Below are 19,837 nucleotides of genomic sequence, written 5' to 3'. Positions count from 1 at the left end.
AGCTCAGGGGCGAGGCTGCGGCTCCGCCGTCGGGCCCTTGACGACCGGCTTGCCGTCGACCCAGGTCACCTCGTCGAGCCACACCTGACGGCCCGGGTCGGTGCTGCCCTCCTGGCCCGGAGGCCAGGCGTGGTACAGCAGCCACGTCCGGCCGTCCTTGACCACCATCGAGGCGTGGCCCGGGCCCGAGGCGGCCTCGCTGCTCTTCAGGATCGGATTCTCGGCGGCCTTCACGCACGGCCCGGTCGGGCTCTCGCAGACCGCGTAGCCCTCCGCGTACTCGGCCCGGTCGTAGGCATTTGCGGCGAAGAAGAGCAGCAGCCGACCGTCCTGACGGTGGAAGAACGGCCCCTCGATCAGGGTGCCCTCCCACGGCTCGGTCTGCTTGAGCAGCTTCGTCGGCTCACCGACGAGGGTCAGGCCGTCGTCGGCGAGGCGCTGCGACCAGAGCCAGGTGTCGACGCCTATCGCGTTGCCGTCGTTCTTCCACAGCAGCCAGAGACTGCCGTCGGTGTCCCGGAACGGGCTGGCGTCGATCGCCCCGCCGAGGTCGGCCTGGCAGATCAGCGGGCCTGCCGCGTCGTCTCGGTACGGCCCCTGTGGTGCGGTGGCCACCGCCCGCCCGACGCACTGCCGACCGGACTCCCGGCCCGCGACCGTGTAGTAGAGCAGAAAGCGGTCGCCGGCGAGCTGGATGACCTCGGGCGCCCAGGTCCTGCCGGCGTCCGCCCAGTCCGGCAGCGCCGGCAGGGCGTCCCCGGCCTCGGTCCAGTCGACCAGATCCGTCGAGGTCAGCACCGGGACGTTGCGGCCGCCGGAGTTGGTGTGGAACAGGTACCAGGTGTCGCCCACCCGGATCGCCTGCGGGTCCGGGGCGTCGGTCTGCACGATCGGGTTGGTGAACATGCGGCTCCCGCTGCTCGTGTAGGTGGCCTCGTCGTCGGCGCAGCCGCCGACGAGCAGTGCGGCGGTGATGAGCATCGCCGCCGCACCACCTCGCCGGAGGTTTCCGGCCGTCATCCCTTCAGACCGCTGCGGGAGACGCCCTGGATGATGTGCCGCTGCGCCAGCACGAACAGGATCAGCACCGGCAGGCTCGCCAGCACCGCGCCCGCCATGATCACCGGGTAGTCGGTGACGTACGAGCCCTGGAGCAGGCCCAGGCCCGGCGGCAGCGTCAACTTCTCCGGGCTGAACAGCACGAAGATCGGCCACAGGAAGTCGTTCCAGTTGGTCAGGAACGACAGCACGGCCAGGGTGGCAAGCGCCGGCTTGGACAGCGGCAGCACCACCTTGTAGAAGATCTGCCACTGGTTGGCGCCGTCGAGGGTGGCGGCCTCCTCAAGCTCGTTGGGTAGCGAGAGGAAGAACTGGCGCAGGAAGAACACCCCGAACGCGCTGGCCGCGCCCGGCACCACCACCACGGCGAGGGTGTCGATCCAGTTGAGCTGGTCGACGATCAGGAAGTTCGGGATGATCAGCGAGGTCGGCGGGATGAACAGCGTCCCGACGATCAACGCGAAGGTCACCCCGCGTCCACGGAACCGCAGCCGGGCCAGGGAGTACGCGGCCATCGAGGCCGTCACCAGCACCAGCAGCGAGTGCAGCGTGGCGGCCACCATGCTGTTGAGGAACCAGCGCAGCACCGGGTTCGCCGAGTTGTTGAGGATCTGCTCGTAGCCGTAACCCGAGAGCGGATTCGGCAGCCAGGTCGGCGGGATCTGCTGGGCGGCCGTATAGGTCTTCAGCGAGGTGATGACCATCCACACAAGCGGAACCAGGAAGACCAGTGTCAGCGCGACCAGGATGGCGTAGAGCCCGACCCGGCGCAGCCCCGATCCGGAGCCGTTGGCGGTCGGCGTGGGCGTCGTCATGGCGATCCCCTCAGTCTTCCCGGTAGCGGAAGAGGCGGAAGTTGGCGATGCTCACGACCGCCAGCAGCAGGGCGAACACGATGCTCATCGCGGCGGCGCGACCGGCGTTGTTGTTTCGCAGTCCCTCCTCGACGATGAACCACACCACCGTGCGGGTCTCCGTGCCGGGCGTCCCCTGGGTGATCAGGAACGACTGGCCGAACATGTTCGCCGAGGCGAGCACCGTCGTGGTGATCACGAAGAGCAGCACCGGCCGCAGCCCGGGCAGCGTGACGTTGCGGAACCGCTGCCACGCGCTGGCGCCGTCCATCCGGGCCGCCTCGTACAGCTCCGGCGAGATGTCCTGCAGCCCGGCCAGGTAGATCACCGCGTTGAAGCCGGAGGTCCACCAGACGGTCACCCCGACCAGGGAGATCCACGCCCACGGCATGTTCGTCACCCAGGGGGTGTCCGACGGCAGCCCGACGGCTCCGAGCAGCCGGTTGACCAGGCCCAGGTTGGCGTCGAGCAGGAACCGCCAGAGCAGGCCGATCACCGCGACACCCAGCACGTACGGGGCGAAGTAGATCGCCCGGAAGAAGGTGCGGCCCGGGAAGGAGCGGTTCAACAGCAGCGCCAGCCCGAGCGGTACGACCACAAGCAGCGGCACCGACAGCACCGTGAAGATCGCCGTGGCCCGGATGCTCTCCCACCAGTCGCCGTAGACGGCGGAGTCGCTGGAGAACAGCTCCTTGTAGTTGTCCAGCCCGACGAAGGGTCGGTTGGGTAGCTGGAAGTCCCACTGGTGCACGCTCAGCCAGAGGCCGAGGATGATCGGCAGCAGGCCGAAGACCCCGAACAGGACCAGGTACGGGGCGAGGAACAGGTATGGCGTCGCCCGTCCGGTCCGGCGCGCCGAGGCGCCCCGGCGGGCTGCGGTGGCCGCCGGGGGCGGCGCGTCACCGCGCGCCGCCCCGACCTCGATCACGTCCGCCACGGGTTATCAGCTCCCGTACTTCTTGCGGTTGTCCTCGAGCTGCTTGTTGGCCTTGGACACCCCGTCGTCGAGCGCCTGCTTGGGCGACTTCTTGCCCAGCGCGGCCTCGTTGAACGAGTTGTAGAAGGTCGTCATGACCTCGCCCAGACCCGGTGCCGCCGGCGGGAAGGCCGCGTACTCCAGCTCGGGGGCGAGCGACGAGATCTCCGGCAGCGCCTTGAACTCGGCGCCCTCACGGACCTCCTTGCGGGCCGGGATCTGCCCGCCCTTGGCCCAGTCCAGCGAGTGCTGGCTCAGCCAGTTGATGAAGACCTTCGCCCCGGAGACCTTGTTGGCGTCGTTGGCCCGCTGCTTCACGATCGTGAAGTTGTGCGAGTTGGCCCAGGCCGAGGGCTTGCTGCCGATCTGGGGGAGCGGAGCGACGCCCCACTTGACCTCGGGGCTCTTCTTGAGGTCGTTGATCTGCCAGATGCCGTTCCAGGTGAAGGCGTTCTTGCCGCTCTTGAACGAGAGGTAGTCGGCGTCCTGGCCGACGTTTGCCGGCGAGTAGCCCTGCTTGATCATGTCGACAAGCCAGGTGCACGCCTCGACTGCCGGGTCGGAGTTGAACGTCGCCTTGGCCACCTCGGCGTCGAAGAGGGTGGCGCCCCACTGGTTGAGCAGGGAGTAGAACGTCATGCCGCCGGTGAACTGGAACGGGCTGACCCAGAAGCCCTGCACACCGGCCTTCTTCAGCTCGACCAGGGCCGACGTGTACTCGTCCTTCGTCGTCGGCGGCTTGTTCGGGTCGAGGCCGGCCTTCTGCATGACGGTCTTGTTGTAGTAGAAGCCCAGCGGGTGCATGTCCAGCGGGATGCCGTACCGCTTGTTGTTGTAGATCCCGCCCTTCCAGACGGTCGGCGCGAAGTCACCCTCGGAGAGCTCCAGGTTCTTGGCCACGTCGTCCAGCTCGGTGATCACGCCGCGGGCGGCGAAGGTGGCGAGCTGGTCCATGTGCATGACCGCGATGTCCGGGCCGTTGCCGCTGGAGGCCGCACCGGGGAGCTTGTTGTAGTAGTCCTCCCACTGGTACGTGGCCACCGACACCGCGATGTTCTTGTGCTCGGTGTTGAACTGGTTGACAAGCGCCTTGAAGATGTCGCCGTCGCCGCCGGTGAACCCGTTCCACAGCTTCAGGTCGACCTTCGGGCCGGTGTACTCCTTGCCGCCGTTGCCGGCGGCCGGCCCGGAGGTGCTGTCGCCACCGCCGCAGCCGGCGAGGGTCAGCGAGGCCGCGGCACCGATTCCGAGACCGAGGCCGAGCAGGCGCCGCCGGCTCATGTCGTTCTGGATCATGCTTTATCTCTCCTTGGAGGGGGACGGGATGAATTGTGCCTGCTCAGAACCGGTACGACATCAGACGCCGGTCGGGCCGAAGCGCAGCACGCTCCACGACACGGCGGGCAGGCGCACTGTGCACCGGCCGCCGTCGGGGGTGGGGGTGGGCAGTTCCCGAGGCGTCACCCGGTCGGGCTCGGCCTCGGTGTTCGTCGCCGACGGGTCGGACCCGGCAGCGATGCTCTGGAACGAGTAACCGGACAGTCCTGGCAGGCCGCGCAGGTCGATGTCCAGTGCGAGGTCCGTCGTGTCACGGTTCGTCGCGAAGACGGTCAGCTCGCCGGTCTCCTCGTCGTGCACGGCGACCGTGTCGAGCACCGGCACGTCCCCGTACTTCTTCGTGTCGTAGCGCGGCGACACCGGCTCGGTGCGCAGCACAGTGCCCCGGGCGTACCTGGCGGTGAGCGCGAACGGGTGGAAGATGCTCTGCCGCCAGGCGGGGCCGCCGTTGCGGGTGCGGATCGGCGCGATCACGTTTGCCAACTGGGCCTGGGCGGCGACCCCGACCCGGTCGGCGTGCCGGAGCAGGGTGATCAGCAGGTCGCCGACCACCACCGCGTCCACAGCCGTGAAGTCGTCCTCGATGAGCGCGGGCGCCTCGACCCAGCCACGCCGGTCCAGGTCGGCCTGTAGGCGGGACTCGTACCAGACGTTCCACTCGTCGAACGAGATCTTCAGCTTGCGCTTCTGCCGCTGCTTGGCGGCCACGTGGTCGGCGGTCGCCACGACCTCGGTGATGAAGTTGTCCATGTCCACGGCCGAGGCCAGGATGCTGGCCTGGTCGCCGTCGGACGGGTCGTAGTAGGTGTGTGCCGAGATGTAGTCGACGTGCTCGTAGGTGTGCTCCAGCACTGTCGCCTCCCACGCGGCGAACGTGGGCATCCGCCGGTTGGAGCTGCCGCAGGCGACCAGGCTGATCGAGGGGTCGATCATCTTCATCGCGCGGGCCGCCTCGGCGGCCAGCCGGCCGTACTCGTCGGCGGTCTTGTGGCCTACCTGCCACGGGCCGTCCATCTCGTTGCCCAGGCACCACAGCTGGACGCCGTACGGGTCTTCCGCGCCGTGCTTGCGTCGCAGGTCGGACAGCGCGGTCCCGCCCGGGTGGTTCGCGTACTCCAGCAGGTCGAGCGCCTCCTGGACACCTCGGGTGCCGAGGTTGACCGCCATCATCGGCTCGACACCGGCCTCGGCGGCCCAGGTCATGAACTCGTCCAGCCCGAACGCGTTTGTCTCGATCGTCTTCCACGCCAGGTCGAGCCGGCGCGGCCGGTCACCGACCGGGCCGACGCCGTCCTCCCAGCGGTAGCCGGAGACGAAGTTGCCGCCCGGGTAGCGGACCACCGAGACGCCCAGCTCGCGGGTCAGGTCCAGCACGTCGCGGCGCAGGCCGCGGGAGTCGGCGTTGGGGTGGCCGGGCTCGTAGACGCCGCCGTAGACGCACCGACCCATGTGCTCGACGAACGAGCCGAAGAGACGTCGGTCGGCCGGCCCGATCGAGAAGGCCGGGTCGATCGTCAGCTGCGCGGTCCGCAAGGGGATGCCACCTTTCCTCGGTGCTGGGAACCGGGTGACCGCAGTCACCGCCCACCCGGTGTCCTCGTTTGTACAACGTTGTAGGCAACGTTGTAAAGAGCTGATGACGAGGTATGGTGCGCGGGGTTACATCGGGGAGGTTGCGGCGTGCGACACAGGCTCAAGGACGTGGCCGAGCGGGCGGGCGTCTCGGTGAAGACCGTCTCGAACGTGGTGAACGGGTACGTGCACGTACGTCCGGACACCCGGGCCCGGGTCGAGGAGGCCATCGCCGAGCTGAACTACCGGCCCAACCTCTCCGCCCGTCACCTGCGCAAGGGGCGTACCGGGGTGATCGCCCTGGCGGTGCCGGAACTGGACATCCCGTACTTCGCCGAACTCGCCCGCTACGTGGTCACCGCCGCCGCCGACTACGGCTGGACGGTGCTCATCGACCAGACCGGCGGCCGTCGCGAGCAGGAACGAGTGGTCGCCTCCGGCATCACCGACCACCTGATCGACGGGCTCATCTTCAGCCCGCTGGCACTCACCGCCGAGGACCTGGCCGGCTTGGACGGCACCCCGATGGTGCTGCTCGGCGAGCGGGTCGACCACGGCCCGGCCGACCGCGTGGTGATCGACAACGTGACCGCGGCCCGCGAGATCACCGATCACCTGATCAAGCTCGGCCACCGCCGGATCGCGGCCATCGGCTCGCAGCGCACCGACGAGGGCGCGAGCGCCCGCCTGCGCCTGGCCGGCTACGCCGAGGCGCTGAGCGCCGCCGGTCTGGCCTACGACGAAACCCTCGTGGCGCCCGCGCCGGCCTGGCACCGCGCCGACGGCGCGGCCGCGATGCGCGGCCTGCTCACCACGGGGGTACGCCCCGACGCCGTCTTCTGCTTCAACGACACGCTCGCCCTGGGTGCTCTGCGCGCCCTGCACGAGGCCGGCCTGCGGGTGCCCGAGGACGTGGCGGTGGTCGGATTCGACGACATCGAGGACGGCCGGTTCTCGATCCCGACCCTGAGCACTGTCGCCCCGGACAAGGAGCAGATCGCGAGGCTGGCGGTGGAACTCCTCGCCAACCGCCTGGACGGCGACCGCTCCGCCCCCGCCAAAGAACTCAAGGCCCCCCACCACCTGGAACTACGCGAATCAACCCAAACCGCCTAACCATGCCCCGGTGATCAAGAGGTTTGCGTCAGAAATGCCGCTCACCTTGACGCAAACCTCTTGATCACCGGGAACAGGTGGGTGGGGTGGGGTGGGTGGTGGGTGGGGTTAGTCGAAGAAGCGGGCCAGGTGGGTGGGGGGTGCGGGGTCCGCTTCCGGGGGGAGGGGGGTCAGGTCGGCGAAGATGGAGGCGCCGTCGCAACCGGCGTGCAGTGGGAACCACCGCGGGGTGCCCGGAGGGCGGAGCTGACAGATCCCCTTGAACGTCTGCACGTCCATCAACCGGACGTGGGTCGGGTCGGCCACCGCGTTGACATGCCCCCACCAGGGGCTCATGACGTGGAGTACGCCGTCCGGGCGCAGCACCCGGTGACACTCGTCCACCAGGGGCAGAAAGTCGATCAGGTGCTCCAGGATGTGCACCGCGAACAGGACGTCCACCGAGTTGTCGGCGAGCGGCAGCGAGCCGGAGAGATCCGCCACCGCGTCCACTCCCGGCGCGGGGTAGATGTCCAAACCCAGGTTGCCCGACCACTGCTTGGTCGGCCCGCAGCCGAGGTCCACCACCACGGGCTTGCGCCCGCCGACCCCGACCCGGCACCAGACGCCGTAGACGCCGGCCAGCCGTCCCACCAGGTCGCGTACCAGCCGGAGTTCTCCGGGCTCGGCCACCTCGCCGCTGAGATGGGCGACCCCCCGGTCGAAGCGCACCTCGACCGCCAGACCGCGCAGCCGATCGTCGTGCCGGATCTGGTCCGCCCACGCCTGCGCGAGGGATTCGTCGATCAACCGCAGCCGGTCGGCCGAGGGCGGAGTCTGTGCCAAAGCGACCATTCGGGCCACCTCCCGCCGCGCGTTACCCGCATTCGCGCCCGGTATGCCCGCTCGGCCCCGCTCAGGGAGCGAAACGGGATCAGCCCGAGAGGGTACGGCGGCCCGGTCGGCCTCCGCCGCGCATGCGCTGCCGGGGCGGGGGAGCGGCGGTTTTCGGCCGCTTGAGGTGGTAGCGGTGCAGTTCGTGGTTGCCGGGCAGCGAAGGGTCCTCGCTCATCGCGACCAACTCCCAGCCCTGGTCACCGGCCCGGTTCAGGTGGGCCAGCGAGGTGTCGCCGTAGGGCGTCACGTCGACCATCGAGCCGTCCGGGCCGTACCAGACGAAGACGACCTCCCAGCCGAGGTCGTTGGTAGCCGCCTGGCGGCGGCGGACCAGCAGGGCGTACTCCCACTTGAGCATGGCGTCATTCTCACCCCGCGCCGGCCCGCGGGCACGGATCAATCCTCGGCGATCCGCCCGGCGTCCACCCGCAGTCGACGGTTCGTCTCGATGGCGGCCAGCATCCGCCGGTCGTGGGTGACCAGCAGCAGCGTGCCGGGGTAGCTGGCCAGCGCCGATTCGAGCTGCTCGATGGCGGGCAGGTCCAGGTGGTTGGTGGGCTCGTCGAGCACCAGCAGGTTGACCCCGCGGCCCTGGAGCAGCGCCAGCGCCGCCCGGGTCCGCTCACCGGGGGACAGGGTGGCCGCCGGTCGCGGCACGTGCGCCGCCCGCAGGCCGAACTTGGCCAGCAGGGTCCGCGCGTCCGCCGGAGACAGGTGCGGTACGGCCGCGTGGAACGCGTCGATCAGCGGTACGTCGCCGAGGAACAGTCCCCGGGCCTGGTCGACCTCGCCGACCACCACGCCCGGCCCGAGCGAGGCGGTGCCCTCGTCAAGTGGCAGCCGCCCGAGCAGCGCGGCCAGCAGGGTGGACTTGCCCGAGCCGTTCGCCCCGGTCACCGCGACCCGGTCCGCCCAGTCGATCTGAAGGTCGACCGGCCCGAGGGTGAACCCTCCCCGGCGTACCACGGCGGAGCGCAGCGTGGCCACGACGGCGCCGGCGCGGGGCGCGGCGGCGATCTCCATCCGCAGCTCCCACTCCTTGCGGGGCTCCTCGACCACGTCGAGCCGTTCGATAAGCCGTTCCGTCTGCTTGGCCTTGGCGGCCTGCTTCTCGCTCGACTCGCTGCGGAACTTGCGGCCGATCTTGTCGTTGTCGGTGGCCTTGCGGCGGGCGTTCTTCACGCCCTTCTCCATCCAGCCGCGCTGGGTGCGGGCCCGCGCCTCCAGGCCGGCCTTGGTGTCGGCGTACTCCTCGAAGTCCGCGCGGGCGTGCCGCCGCGCGACCTCGCGCTCCTCCAGGTAGGCCGCGTAGCCGCCGCCGTAGTGGTGCACCTGCTGCTGCGCCAGGTCCAGCTCCACCACTCTGGTCACCGTGCGGGTGAGGAACTCCCGGTCGTGGCTGACCAGCACCGTGCCGGCCCGCAACCCGGTGACGAACTCCTCCAGCCGCTCCAGGCCGGCCAGGTCCAGGTCGTTTGTCGGCTCGTCGAGCAGGAACACGTCGTACCGGCTGAGCAGCAGCGACGCGAGCCCGGCGCGGGCGGCCTGGCCGCCGGAGAGCCCGGTCGTCGGGTGGTCCAGGTCGACCGCGAGGCCCAGGTCCGCGCTCACCTGCTCGGCGCGCTCGTCCAGGTCCGCGCCGCCGAGGGCGAGCCAGCGCTCCAACGCGTCGGCGTAGGCGTCGTCCGCGCCTGCCGTCCCGGCGGTCAGCGCCTCGGTCGCCGCGTCCAGGGCCGCCTGCGCGGCTGTCACCCCGGTCCGGCGGGCCAGGAAGTCGCGTACCGTCTCGCCCGGCCGCCGTTCCGGCTCCTGCGGCAGGTGCCCGACGCTCGCGGTGGGCGGGCTGAGTCGCACGTTGCCGGCCTCGACCGGCAACAACCCGGCGAGGGTACGCAGCAGCGTCGACTTGCCGGCCCCGTTCGGCCCGACCAGGCCGACCACGTCGCCCGGGGCGACGACCAGGTCCAGCCCGGAGAAGAGTGGGCGGTCCCCGTGCCCGGCGGCCAGGTCCTTGACGATCATCGTGGCGCTCATCAGGACGGCAGCCTATCCGGCTGCTCGCATAAGAGCCGACGGCAGCGGGCAGACTCAACGGCGTGGTGACCACTCTGGCGATCGACTGCGGTGGCGGCGGCATCAAGGCGTCGGTCCTCGACGAGGCCGGCACGATGCGGGCCCGGCCGCTGCGGGTGCCGACCCCGTACCCGCTGCCTCCCGCCCTGTTCGTTCGGACCCTGCGGGAGCTGGGTGGGCGGCTGCCCACGGCGGACAGGTTGACGGTCGGCGTGCCCGGCATGATCCGGCACGGGGTGGTGGTGGCCACCCCGCACTACGTCACCCGCAGCGGGCCCCGCTCCCGCGTCGACCCGGACCTACAGGCCGAGTGGTCCGGCTGGGACGCGCGGGGCGCGCTGGCCGACGCGTTCGGTGTGCCGGCGCTGGTGCTCAACGACGCCGAGGTGCACGGTGCGGGTGTGGTCGCCGGTACCGGCTGCGAGCTGGTGTTGACCCTGGGGACGGGGCTGGGCAGTGCCCTCTTCGACGGCGGGGTGCTCGCACCGCACCTGGAGCTGTCGCACGCGCCGGTGCGCTGGGGCACCACCTACGACACGTACGTGGGCGAGCCGGAGCGTCGGCGGCTCGGCGACGCCTTCTGGTCCCGGCGGATCCGGCAGGTGGTGGACGGGCTGCGCCCGGTGTTCCGGTGGGACCGGCTCTACCTGGGCGGGGGCAACTCCCGGCTGATCCGGCCGGAGCAGCTGGCCCGGATGGGCGACGATGTGGTGGTGGTGCCGAACACGGCTGGGATCGTCGGCGGCGTCCGCGCCTGGGAGCTGGCCGCCGGCCGTCGCGACGCCCGCACCTGACCCGATTTCGACCCGGGGAACAGTCGCCAAACGCCGAGTGTTGTGCCAGCGTCGGAACAGGTGACGGCGCGACCCGAGGAGGTGGGCAGATGGATCTTCTGGCGGACTACCGGCGGGCGACCATGTTCTTCGAGACCGGTGACCCGAGCGGAGCGGCCCGACTGCTGGAGCCGATCGTGGACGCCGAACCCGGCAACGCGGCCGTCCGGCAGCTGCTCGCCCGGGCGTACTTCCAGTCGGCCCAGCTCAACCGGGCCGAGGAGCAGCTACGGGAGTTGGTCGACCGGGACCCGAGCGACCACTACGCGCACCACGTGCTGGGCCGGACGCTTGAGCGGCTGAACCGGCACACCGACGCGCTGCGGCACCTGCGGATCGCCGCGGCGATGTACCCGGCCAACGACGACTACCGGATCGCGCTACAGCGGGTGGAGACTCGCGTGGGCGGCACTCGCTGAGCGCGAACCCGGTGACGAGCGAGGGGCGGTCCTACGGGCCGCCCCTTCGTCGTCCTGTGGGGGAGCCGACGGGCGTGCCTAGGATGGCGGACATGGGACCTGACCGGCCGGGGGCTGCGGCATGAAGCTCAAGCTGGACCTGCACGAGATCTTCAACAAGGGGCAGGACATCGACCGCGCGCTGCGCGGGATCATGGACGAGGCGGTGGCGAAGAAGGCCACCCTCGTGGAGATCATCCCGGGCAAGGGGTCGGGTCAGCTCAAGAAGCGGGTGCTGCGCTTCCTCGACCAGAAGGACGTCAAGCAGCTCTACCACCGCGTGGAGAAGGACTCGAAGAACTTCGGCCGCCTCTTCGTCCACTTCCGCTGGAAGTAGCGGCGGCATAGCCTCTGACCTGCGTAGCAGGCCGCTGCCAGGGCCGTAGAACCATGATCATGCTCCGCGTGGCCCTGGTTACGGTCAGTGCCACCGCACGCCAGTCGTGCACCTACGCTTCTGGCCAGTCGGACACGATGACCAATGGGACTGAGTCCGGCGAGCGGTAGTCGTCACCAGGAAAATACTCGATGTGCTGATGCCGGTGGACGGTCCGGTCATCGGCGGTCTCGGCTTGCTCAGCCACACCATCGAGCGCGTCCCAGATGATCTCGAGATACTCACGCCCGCCGGAGAAATGCAGCCTGGTCCCGCCTTTCAGACTGACGAGCAGCGGGCCTGCAGTCGCCTCTTGACTGACGGCCCCGTCGGTGACCGCCACCTCAAAGGGCTCAGCATGATGGCGTAGCAGCCGGCTGAGGGCGCGGAGCGCAGCCGGCGGACCGGCAAGCTCCAGCTCGTCGTCGCTGACGAAGAGACGACAGCGTCGGTGATCGTCCATCGGCGCATTGTTCCTCACCGCGGCCCCTACCGTCGCCCACCGTGAAGGCCTCCGCGAGCGCCTTGAGGATCATGTCGGGCATCAGGTGGGACGCGAGCGTCAAGCATCTCCCGTGACGGGACAGGCCGGACTGCCGGCGGTGTCGGGTCTCAGGACCTGCGTGACAGATCAGTCTCGGGACATGGGTGACACGTCCGGCTAGACGATCTTCCGTTCAGGGCAGCGCTTGTGCATGCCCTGGCTAGTTGGGGTTTGCAAGGACTTCGATGTGGATTGGCTCTTGACTGTTGAGGTAGAGCGCGTAGCCCGCTTCGTCATCGTCGGTCGTGTCGACAGGAACCACCCCAAGCACGTAGTCCGGCCGGGGTAGGAATCCGAAGTCGGCGGGAGGATCGAACCTCTCGATGGAGGTCACCCGCACCTCCGTCGGTGGGATGCCCACGAAGCAGGGGTCACCGGTTTGAAGTTCGGAGGGGTCGGGCTCCAGTCGCCAGGGTGTGTTGTGCCAGCCGTGAGCATCAGGGTCACGAGGAAAACCCACGGTGCCGTCCCATGAGTTGTTCGACTCGGGGTCGGCCTCCCACCATGGCCAGTCGATGAGCAGGCGCTGGGGCGTGGTCCTGACGACCCGCGCGTCGAACGCTTCGGCTGAGATCAGGAGCAGGTCGCCGACGGTGTAGCCGAGCGCCTTCGTCAACCTGATGCTATCCATGTGATCTGCCAGTCTTCTTGCTCCAGCTCATGAGCGACAAAGCTAGGAATGGCACCGCCGAGGCGTCAAGCCTCACCCTGGTGCTGCGGGGTGCGGCCCGTGCGTGAGGGTTCGGGTTTGCGGAGTCGGATAAGCACCCGATGCACCGTGATCCGCGACGGAACCGGCCCCGGGCAGTCCCGGCGGCCTAGTTCGAAGACCAGGCGACGGGCACCCCAGCGAGGATGATTCCGGCGCAGCTCACAGATCAGCGCCTCCACCTCCGGCAGGGTCTGCCCAGGCGAGGAACGTGGCCGGCTGGACCGATCGGCCAGCCCTTCCAGACCCTCCTGCTCATACCAGGCCAGCCAGCGATGCACCGCCTGACGGGAGACCCCGAATCGTTCGGCGACGTCCGTGACCGTGGATCCGGCAAACACGTCCTGGACGGCTCGATACCGCTGTTCCATCACGCTCATCTCCACCAACACTCGGCGGAGTGTCACGCAGGTCCTGATACCGATGTGTCACGCAGGTCCCGAGACCGGACATCGGACTGCCGGCGGTGTTGTGCAAAGTTTCTGTACGTCTTCAAGGCGGCCCGAGACGGGCCGCAAGCGCCGCCGCCTGGGCGCGCGTCCGTCGCTCCGCTGGCGCTCCGACTCCGGCCACGCAGGACGCCCGGCGGCTGGCGCGGGAAGCGGTGAGCCCGGGGCCGCCGCAGACGGTGGGGCCGAGGGTTGTTGGTGTTCGTGGGCCGGCAGCCGGTCGGGCCGCGCCCCGAGCGGCGCGGCGCAGCGAAGGGCACGCCGGGTCCGCGCGGCGGGTCGCGGCGGCGGGTCGGTCAACACCACCGAGAGCAGCGCCGCAAGACTGACGCTCTGTAGTTGTCGACCCGTGCGATGGTGGTCGTTGGTCTACCGAAAGTGACGATCAACCCGATTCCCAAGCTGAGCGTCCGAAGCTGCGATGATGCTTCCCGTGAGTCAGACGGCGGAATGGGACCGCATGGTCGAGGGCGCTCGTGTCCGCTTCGTGCCCGGCCAGGGCGATGAACCTGCGACTGCCGACAACATCGATGCGCACCTTTACCTTGCTGACGGCACCCATCGTTACGCCACGTTCATGACGACGGATGAGATCGGTCGCGTCCTGCAAAGGTGGGCTGGGACCGGGGAGGCTGGTGGCGGTCGGTACTTCTGGTGCTCCGACTTGGTCATCGTTCCAAGGCCCGGTGTCGAGGCGATGGTGGCGGCCCTGGGAGAGATGATCCGATCCGGTGACGTCGACGTGATGCTTAGCAAGGTGGAGGACGGCGCGATCTAGCTGAGTGACTAAATCCATGGGCGCATCGAGATGGAGCCGTGTCACCGAGGCGCTCGAAGCTCCGTCATTGGCGCGGCGATGTGGTCGGGAACATCGAGTGCGTCCATCTTGAGGTGTCTCGCCGACCTTCTCGGCGTCGAACACCCGTGAATCCGGCAGCAGCTGCTGCACGAGCGCGCTGGTAGTCGTCTTGCCCACGCCGTGGGTGCCGTTGAGCCATACGATCACGGGACACGGTAACGCGCGTTCGATCGACCACGCCTCTCGCTGAGATCGATCAATCCGTCTCCGCACACGCGCGGCAGTCGGCCTTGGCGTCTCGGTCGTCCCGTTCGCAGTCGGTGCCAACTGAGTTCCCACGGGCCCACTCAAACTCGGGCAGGGAACGCACCATCGCCGCCAGGACGCCATGCGGGAGGTGAAGACCGCCCAGCTCGCTGATCCCGACCCAGGCGATGTCGTCGTGCTCGTCAGGTGCACGGTTGGTCGGAGAGCCGATCCACTCTGCGACCTGCCAGACGCCCACGTGCAGGGCGACCCCACCAATGCCGGCATGCAGGACGCCCAGCCGGGAAGCGGATGCCGCCACAATGTGCACACCGAGTTCTTCGTGCATCTCACGCGCGAGGGCTTGTAGTTCCGACTCACCGGCTTCGACCTGCCCGCCGGGCAGATCCCAGACATCGGGGAACGCCCGTTTCGTCGGCCTGCGATGCGCCAGCAGGACCGCGTCGTTGTCGACGAGCGCGCCTGCGACAACGACATGCATGACGGGAGTAGAACACGGGGGTGGGACAAACGGCGGCGGGGAATCATCGACAGGCGCTGGGGGTACGAACCGTCGATGCGCCTACATCCCGGTGAGACCGAAGCCGTTGGCTGGCGAGTGGTGACGGTTTCCGACGCCGTCCGGCAGCTACGCGACGCATCACCAGGTGTCACCGGGCGCCCGCGGGTGATCGCGATCGACGGCCGCGGTGGTGCAGGTAAGACGACCCTGGCGGAGAGGCTGCGCAAGGCGGAGCCCAACTCCGCCGTCGTGCACACCGACGACGTCGCCTGGAACCACGCCTGTTTCGACTGGGGGATCGTGCTCGCCGAGAACATCCTGCAACCCCTGCACCGAGGGGAGTCGGTCGACTTCCGTCCCGATGCCTGGATCAGCCACGACCGAGCCGGGTCGATCACCGTTCCTGCCGGCGCCGATTTCGTCTGGGTCGAGGGTACGGGCATCATCCGGGACGAACTTGGCCCGTGGTTGGACGCCTCGGTGTATCTACAGGGCGATCTTGATGAGCAGGAGCGGTTGCTGGTCGCTCGTGACGGCGACTCTCCCGAGCAGCAGGAGCACGTGACGAACTGGCTCCGGGAGGAACTGCCCTTCATGCTGCGCGAACGACCGTGGTCCCGAGCCACCCTGATCGTCGCCGGCCCGTCGCGGATCGACCACGACCCGGACACCGAACTGGTCGTGGCCTCACCGACCAGCCTTTAGCGCGCTTACTCCATAGTGCCTTGAGCCTGCTTCAGCGGGCCCGCTAGCCAGCGATCGGCGGCGGTGTGACTGCGGAGGCGGACCACGGGAAGGTCCGGACGTCGGACCGCCAGGGCCTCGATACGCGTGGCCGTCCGAGGATGCGTGTTCCACGCCCAGCGGACGATGTGCTCGGGGTCGGTGAGCAGGGTCCAGAGTGGCGGTTCGACGTTGCCGTTCCAGAGCCGTTGGCGTCGAAGGCGGCGTACGACGGTCCGCCGGACGACCTGGCGCATGACGGTGATCTTCGGCAGATCCAGCCACACCACCAGGTCGGCGAGGTCGGCGAGGTGGTCGCGGACCACCCCGTACTGCCACTCGGTCACCCAGGAGGGGCCTGCGCTGAAGAGGCGTACGTCGTCTTCGAAGGACGGACGTCTGGTCCACGACGGTCCGTGGAAGAGGCCGTCGATCTCGACGTGCGGCGCCTGCAACGACGTGGCGATGCGGGAGGCGAGGGTCGTCTTTCCGGCGCCCGAGGTCCCGGCGACGAGGACGCGTCGGGGACGGCGCGGCAGGGGATCGGCGGCGTCCAGGTGCGGCATGACGATGAGGCTAGTTCGACCTGGTCGGCGGCCTGGGTAGCTGGACGCCGGGAGCACGGCGTGAGGCCTGACCTGCTTCTTCGGCCGCTGGCGATGTCCTCGTGGGTACAGTGCCCGCCATGCTCGTCTCCCAGTACGCGTACTTCGCGCTGTCCTCGGTTCGGGTGCCAGCGGCCGAGATCACCGCCCGGTTGGGCATCGAGCCCGACGAGGTGGTCGTTCGTGGCAGTCGCCAGGTCGACCCGGCTCGGCCCGCCACTCATCGGTGGAAGATCGCGTGCCGGAAGCCCGGACTTGGCGTGGACGAGCAGATCGCGCAGATCGTGGATCGGCTGTTCACCCACGCCGGGCGGATCGGGGAACTCGCCGCCGAACTGGACCGCGTTGATGAGGCGTCCGGTGCCAGCGTCCTGCAGGTCGTGCGAGTGTTCGAGCACCCGGACGGCGAGGAGGAAGACCTGGCCGGCCCCGTCGACGGGATGCAGAAGCTCCCGGGGCAGCACCAGTTGCTGGGCTGGCACCTGGACGCCCGGGTGCTGGAATTCCTCCGGCGCACGCGGGCGGAACTGGACGTGGACGAGTACCTCTACGGATGAAGAACCCGATCTTGGTGATCATGGCGGGCATGCCCGTACTTGCTACCGAATCGCGTTCAGCGCGTCCCGGAAGTCGGCGGTGGCCTGTTCCTGGGGATAGCGCCTGTGAAGTTCGACGTCAACCTCACCGGCGACGAGCAGCAGCGAGGGCAGGGATCGGCGCGTAGCGGCGAACGCCACCGCTCCCTGTTCGACGGCCCGATCCAGCTCGCCAGCGCGCAGGGCGGTGGCGGCGAGAGTGAGTCGGGCTTCGGCCATCCGCATGGGTGACCGCTCGATGCCGTCCGAGCCGGTGCCGAGACGCAGAACCTCGTGGGCGTAGTGCTCGGCGAGAGTGTCGTGTTCGGCGAGGCGGTAGGCGTCCATCGCGTAGAACAGCCATTTGCCGGGATCGACCTCGAAGTGGTTGTCGGGCCGGTCCGGCGTACCGAGGTCGTCGAGTAGCCGCCGACCTCGATCGAGCGCCGTCCGCGCGCCCTGGAGGTCGCCGAGGCGTGCCAGCGCCTTGGCTTCCTGCGCGATCAGTTGCACCCCCACCCGCTGCCGACCTGCGGCCTCCTGGCCAGATCGAGCGGCGGTCAGCGCCGCCTCGTGCCGGGACTGGGTGAGTGCGAACCAGGCCGTCATCTCCCACGCCCATCCGGTGATGCCAGCGTGACCGGCTTCGTCACCGAGCTGGCGGGCGGCAGTGCGGGTGGCCTCGGCGCTGGCGCGCATGCCGAGGTCGTACTCGACACAGCCGATCAGCAGTGCCAGCCAGCCCGCGCACACAAGCAGTTCGCGGTGCTGCCGTAGCCCGGTGGGTCGCTGGAGCAGCCGGGCGACCTCACGCAGCCAACCCTGACCTTCGGCACGCAGATCCCAGGCGTCGCGCCACCCGTACTGGCAGCACAGCTCGGTCACGGTCGCCTGCAACGTCTCGATGGTGGCGGGGGCGGTGTCGCTGGCATGCATGCGATGCAGCAGGTCGACGGTCTCCGACGGCCGGGTGTCGGTGGCGGCGGCGACATCCAGGGCGGCGCAGGCGATCAGCTCCCCGCGAGCGGCGAGGACGTCGTCGATCCGGCGGGCCAGATCCTCGCCGGGTCGGCGGCGGCCGTTTTCAAGTCGGGAGAGGTGCCCCTTGTCGGCGGGCAGCAGCTCGGCGAGAGCGGCCAGGCTGAGCCCGCGCGCCTCCCGCGCTGTCCGCATTCGGGCACCGAACGTTGGCATCTCTCGCGCCTCCCGCCGGGGTTGCCGGGTTGCCGGTGCGGGTTGGCAACGCGCAACCCGTCGACCGATGTGAGCGTACCGCCGCACGGTGTATCGGACGAGCACGCGCAGTGACGGTGGGAGGCGTGGTGGAGGTTCGGGAGCGGTTCAAGCTCGGGATTTCCGGATGAACGGGGAGCACCTGCCACGCCGGCCGCAGTGGCACTGTCAGATGTGTGCGCCGGACACGCCCTGGCCGTGCCATCCCGCGCGGGTGCGCCTTGCCGAGGCGTACGGGCGGGACCGCATCGGCCTTTCCATGTACGTCGGTGGGCTGCTCTTCGTCGTCGTCGCGGAGTTGCCCGAGGTGGCGCCGGCCGAGTTGTACGAGCGGTTCGTGGCGTGGACGCGCTGACGGGCGTCATCCACCTGCGAAGACGAGCGCCGCCGTCGCCGTCCAGCAGATGACCGCCCCGGCATCCGCCGAGGGTCAGAGTGCGGCGGCGCCGAGAACCCAGGGCGTGGTCTGGGCGATGAAGTCAGCCGGGAAGCCGAGGTCGAAGTCGGTTGCCGCTTCCAGGCGCGTCACCAGTTCTGGCGGCAGCGTGACCGCTGTGCAGCCCAGGTTGTCCCGCAGTTGGTCGAGGGTCCGCGCGCCGATGATCGGCAGCACGCCGTCGCGTCGGCGGGTCCACGCGAGAGCGACCTGAGCAGGGGTGACGCCCAGTTCGCCAGCCACGTCCTGTACGACCCGGGCCACACCGAGGTCCCGGTCGCTGATCGCGTCCCGGTTCAGGCGCGTCCTTTCGCCCGGCGCAGCGGTGCCGTACTTACCGGACAGCACACCGCCGCCGAGCGGGCTCCAGGCCGTCACCGCCAGGCCGTACGCCTCGGCCATCGGTATCAACTCCCGCTCGGCGTCGCGGTTGATCAGGCTGTAGGGCACCTGGAGGCCGGCGAACGCAGTCCAGCCGCGCCACTCGGCCAGCGTGTTCGCGCGGGAGACGACCCAGGCCGGTGTGTCCGAGACGCCGATGTAGAGAACCTTTCCGGCGGTGACTGCGTCGTCGAGCGCCCGCATGGTTTCGTCGATCGGTGTGTGCCGGTCCCAGATGTGCACCCAGTAGATGTCGATGTGGTCGGTGCGCAGCCGGCGCAGGCTGGTTTCCAGCGACAGCCTGAGATTCTTGCGGTGGTTGCCGCCGCCATTGGGGTCAGCCGGGTCCCGGGTCACCGTGTACTTCGTGGCCACGACGAACCTGTCGCGCCGGCCGACCAGTAGCTCGCCGAGGATCTCCTCGCTGGCGCCGCCGCGGTAGTTGATGGCGGTGTCGATGGCATTCCCGCCGGCCTCGGCGTAGGCGTCGAGGATGCGCTTGCACTCCTCGATCGGCGCGCCGACGCCCCCCTGCTCACCGAACGTCATGGCACCGAGCACCAGCTCGGACACCCGCAGGCCGGTGCGCCCGAAAGTCGTGTGCCTCATGCGAACATCGCCGCCACGTGCTCGGCCATCTCGTCGGCGGGGACGTCGCGCAGGTGCCGGTTGATGGCCCAGCGGTGCCCGGACGGGTCGAGGAACTGTGCGGTGCGGTCGCCCCAGAACGCGTCGTGCGGCGGCTCGAACGCGGTGGCCCCGGCGGCGATCGCGCGGTCATAGGCGGCGTCGACGTCGGATACCGGCAGCTGGAAGGCGGCCGGGCTGCCGCCCAGGGCCGTCGGCGTGCGCAGACCACGGTCCGGCCATTCGCCCGCCACGGCGAGCACGGTGTCACCCACCCGCAGCTCCACGGTGAGCGGGCGGCCGTCAGGCCGCGGAACGCGACTGATCTCCCGAGCGCCGAGCACCTCCGTGTACCAGATGGCCGCGGCGTCGGGATCGTTCACCACGAGATGGACAGCGATCTGTGTCATGCATCGACCATACATCCTGTCTGGTCACGCCGTCCAGATGGTACGT

At 69.4% G+C, this 19,837-nt stretch carries 22 protein-coding genes and 2 pseudogenes; 8 read left to right on the top strand and 16 right to left on the bottom strand.

Annotated elements, in window-relative coordinates; genetic code table 11:
* Positions 1-3: 3 nt before the first annotated feature.
* Genes OOJ91_RS18295 through arfA form a run of 5 tightly spaced genes read right to left on the bottom strand, consistent with a single transcriptional unit; the run spans position 4 to position 5,760 of the window.
* Positions 4-981: a glycoside hydrolase family 43 protein gene (locus OOJ91_RS18295; protein WP_266246511.1), complete on the bottom strand. Its 978-nt coding sequence runs from the start codon at positions 979-981 to the stop codon at positions 4-6.
* A 35-nt stretch (positions 982-1,016) separates the two neighbouring features.
* On the bottom strand, positions 1,017-1,874 hold the full coding sequence (locus tag OOJ91_RS18290; protein ID WP_266246509.1) for a carbohydrate ABC transporter permease: 858 nt from the start codon (positions 1,872-1,874) through the stop codon (positions 1,017-1,019).
* A gap of 10 nt (positions 1,875-1,884) precedes the next feature.
* Complete coding sequence (locus OOJ91_RS18285) at positions 1,885-2,850, bottom strand: carbohydrate ABC transporter permease (RefSeq protein ID WP_266246508.1); 966 nt, start codon at positions 2,848-2,850, stop codon at positions 1,885-1,887.
* Positions 2,851-2,856: 6 nt separating this feature from the next.
* Entirely contained in the window at positions 2,857-4,185 is a 1,329-nt protein-coding gene (locus tag OOJ91_RS18280) for an ABC transporter substrate-binding protein (protein WP_266246507.1), read from the bottom strand.
* Between the two features lie 60 nt (positions 4,186-4,245).
* The gene (arfA, locus tag OOJ91_RS18275; protein WP_266246505.1) at positions 4,246-5,760 is read right to left on the bottom strand and encodes an arabinosylfuranosidase ArfA; all 1,515 of its coding nucleotides are present in this window, start codon (positions 5,758-5,760) and stop codon (positions 4,246-4,248) included.
* A gap of 147 nt (positions 5,761-5,907) precedes the next feature.
* On the opposite strand from arfA, the gene OOJ91_RS18270 reads away from it, so the two are divergent.
* The gene (locus tag OOJ91_RS18270; protein ID WP_266246504.1) at positions 5,908-6,915 is read left to right on the top strand and encodes a LacI family DNA-binding transcriptional regulator; all 1,008 of its coding nucleotides are present in this window, start codon (positions 5,908-5,910) and stop codon (positions 6,913-6,915) included.
* 108 nt (positions 6,916-7,023) lie between these two features.
* On the opposite strand, the gene OOJ91_RS18265 is transcribed toward OOJ91_RS18270, so the two are convergent.
* From OOJ91_RS18265 to OOJ91_RS18255, 3 genes and pseudogenes are all read right to left on the bottom strand, one after another.
* Positions 7,024-7,749, bottom strand: a complete 726-nt coding sequence (locus OOJ91_RS18265; protein ID WP_266246503.1) for a methyltransferase domain-containing protein — start codon at positions 7,747-7,749, stop codon at positions 7,024-7,026.
* Positions 7,750-7,903: 154 nt separating this feature from the next.
* Positions 7,904-8,149 (bottom strand): annotated as a pseudogene (locus tag OOJ91_RS18260) (hypothetical protein); the annotation flags it as partial.
* 38 nt (positions 8,150-8,187) lie between these two features.
* The gene (locus OOJ91_RS18255) at positions 8,188-9,825 is read right to left on the bottom strand and encodes an ABC-F family ATP-binding cassette domain-containing protein (RefSeq protein WP_266246501.1); all 1,638 of its coding nucleotides are present in this window, start codon (positions 9,823-9,825) and stop codon (positions 8,188-8,190) included.
* A gap of 62 nt (positions 9,826-9,887) precedes the next feature.
* Between OOJ91_RS18255 and OOJ91_RS18250 the strand changes: the two genes are divergently transcribed.
* From OOJ91_RS18250 to OOJ91_RS18240, 3 genes are all read left to right on the top strand, one after another.
* On the top strand, positions 9,888-10,658 hold the full coding sequence (locus OOJ91_RS18250; protein WP_007465527.1) for an ROK family protein: 771 nt from the start codon (positions 9,888-9,890) through the stop codon (positions 10,656-10,658).
* Positions 10,659-10,747: 89 nt separating this feature from the next.
* A complete protein-coding gene (locus OOJ91_RS18245) occupies positions 10,748-11,116 on the top strand; it encodes a tetratricopeptide repeat protein (protein WP_266246500.1) in 369 nt (122 codons plus the stop codon).
* A gap of 121 nt (positions 11,117-11,237) precedes the next feature.
* Positions 11,238-11,492 carry a Smr/MutS family protein gene (locus OOJ91_RS18240; protein ID WP_007465523.1) on the top strand — a complete coding sequence of 85 codons (255 nt, stop codon included), beginning with the start codon at positions 11,238-11,240 and terminating at the stop codon, positions 11,490-11,492.
* A gap of 112 nt (positions 11,493-11,604) precedes the next feature.
* On the opposite strand, the gene OOJ91_RS18235 is transcribed toward OOJ91_RS18240, so the two are convergent.
* From OOJ91_RS18235 to OOJ91_RS18225, 3 genes and pseudogenes are all read right to left on the bottom strand, one after another.
* The gene (locus OOJ91_RS18235) at positions 11,605-11,994 is read right to left on the bottom strand and encodes an Imm32 family immunity protein (RefSeq protein ID WP_266246493.1); all 390 of its coding nucleotides are present in this window, start codon (positions 11,992-11,994) and stop codon (positions 11,605-11,607) included.
* A 241-nt stretch (positions 11,995-12,235) separates the two neighbouring features.
* Positions 12,236-12,691, bottom strand: a complete 456-nt coding sequence (locus OOJ91_RS18230) for a hypothetical protein (protein WP_266246490.1) — start codon at positions 12,689-12,691, stop codon at positions 12,236-12,238.
* Positions 12,692-12,798: 107 nt separating this feature from the next.
* Positions 12,799-13,176: pseudogene (locus tag OOJ91_RS18225) on the bottom strand (helix-turn-helix domain-containing protein); the annotation flags it as partial.
* Positions 13,177-13,666: 490 nt separating this feature from the next.
* On the opposite strand from OOJ91_RS18225, the gene OOJ91_RS18220 reads away from it, so the two are divergent.
* Positions 13,667-14,011 carry a hypothetical protein gene (locus OOJ91_RS18220; protein WP_266246488.1) on the top strand — a complete coding sequence of 115 codons (345 nt, stop codon included), beginning with the start codon at positions 13,667-13,669 and terminating at the stop codon, positions 14,009-14,011.
* Between the two features lie 277 nt (positions 14,012-14,288).
* Here the strand turns inward: OOJ91_RS18220 and OOJ91_RS18215 are convergent, their stop codons facing one another.
* Complete coding sequence (locus tag OOJ91_RS18215) at positions 14,289-14,780, bottom strand: NUDIX domain-containing protein (protein ID WP_266246487.1); 492 nt, start codon at positions 14,778-14,780, stop codon at positions 14,289-14,291.
* On the opposite strand from OOJ91_RS18215, the gene OOJ91_RS18210 reads away from it, so the two are divergent.
* Positions 14,724-15,506, top strand: a complete 783-nt coding sequence (locus OOJ91_RS18210) for a uridine kinase family protein (protein ID WP_266246485.1) — start codon at positions 14,724-14,726, stop codon at positions 15,504-15,506. The two genes, OOJ91_RS18215 and OOJ91_RS18210, sit on opposite strands and share 57 nt — an antisense overlap.
* A gap of 5 nt (positions 15,507-15,511) precedes the next feature.
* Here OOJ91_RS18210 and OOJ91_RS18205 read toward each other — a convergent pair whose 3' ends face one another.
* The gene (locus OOJ91_RS18205; protein ID WP_266246482.1) at positions 15,512-16,090 is read right to left on the bottom strand and encodes an AAA family ATPase; all 579 of its coding nucleotides are present in this window, start codon (positions 16,088-16,090) and stop codon (positions 15,512-15,514) included.
* A 119-nt stretch (positions 16,091-16,209) separates the two neighbouring features.
* Between OOJ91_RS18205 and OOJ91_RS18200 the strand changes: the two genes are divergently transcribed.
* On the top strand, positions 16,210-16,686 hold the full coding sequence (locus OOJ91_RS18200) for a DUF4279 domain-containing protein (RefSeq protein ID WP_266246480.1): 477 nt from the start codon (positions 16,210-16,212) through the stop codon (positions 16,684-16,686).
* Between the two features lie 42 nt (positions 16,687-16,728).
* On the opposite strand, the gene OOJ91_RS18195 is transcribed toward OOJ91_RS18200, so the two are convergent.
* The gene (locus OOJ91_RS18195) at positions 16,729-17,877 is read right to left on the bottom strand and encodes a helix-turn-helix domain-containing protein (RefSeq protein WP_266246478.1); all 1,149 of its coding nucleotides are present in this window, start codon (positions 17,875-17,877) and stop codon (positions 16,729-16,731) included.
* A 187-nt stretch (positions 17,878-18,064) separates the two neighbouring features.
* Between OOJ91_RS18195 and OOJ91_RS18190 the strand changes: the two genes are divergently transcribed.
* The gene (locus OOJ91_RS18190) at positions 18,065-18,292 is read left to right on the top strand and encodes a hypothetical protein (RefSeq protein ID WP_266246476.1); all 228 of its coding nucleotides are present in this window, start codon (positions 18,065-18,067) and stop codon (positions 18,290-18,292) included.
* Positions 18,293-18,367: 75 nt separating this feature from the next.
* Here OOJ91_RS18190 and OOJ91_RS18185 read toward each other — a convergent pair whose 3' ends face one another.
* Together OOJ91_RS18185 and OOJ91_RS18180 are read right to left on the bottom strand one after the other, a co-directional pair.
* Positions 18,368-19,363, bottom strand: a complete 996-nt coding sequence (locus OOJ91_RS18185; RefSeq protein WP_266246474.1) for an aldo/keto reductase — start codon at positions 19,361-19,363, stop codon at positions 18,368-18,370.
* On the bottom strand, positions 19,360-19,791 hold the full coding sequence (locus OOJ91_RS18180) for a VOC family protein (protein ID WP_266246472.1): 432 nt from the start codon (positions 19,789-19,791) through the stop codon (positions 19,360-19,362). The genes OOJ91_RS18185 and OOJ91_RS18180 overlap by 4 nt, the downstream gene beginning before the upstream one ends.
* Between the last annotated feature and the right edge of the window lie 46 nt (positions 19,792-19,837).

The organism is Micromonospora lupini (genome assembly GCF_026342015.1).
Classification (GTDB): Bacteria; Actinomycetota; Actinomycetes; order Mycobacteriales; family Micromonosporaceae; genus Micromonospora; species Micromonospora lupini_B.
The sequence above is the reverse complement of the archived record's forward strand: the minus strand, read 5'-3'. Positions and strand labels throughout refer to the sequence as shown.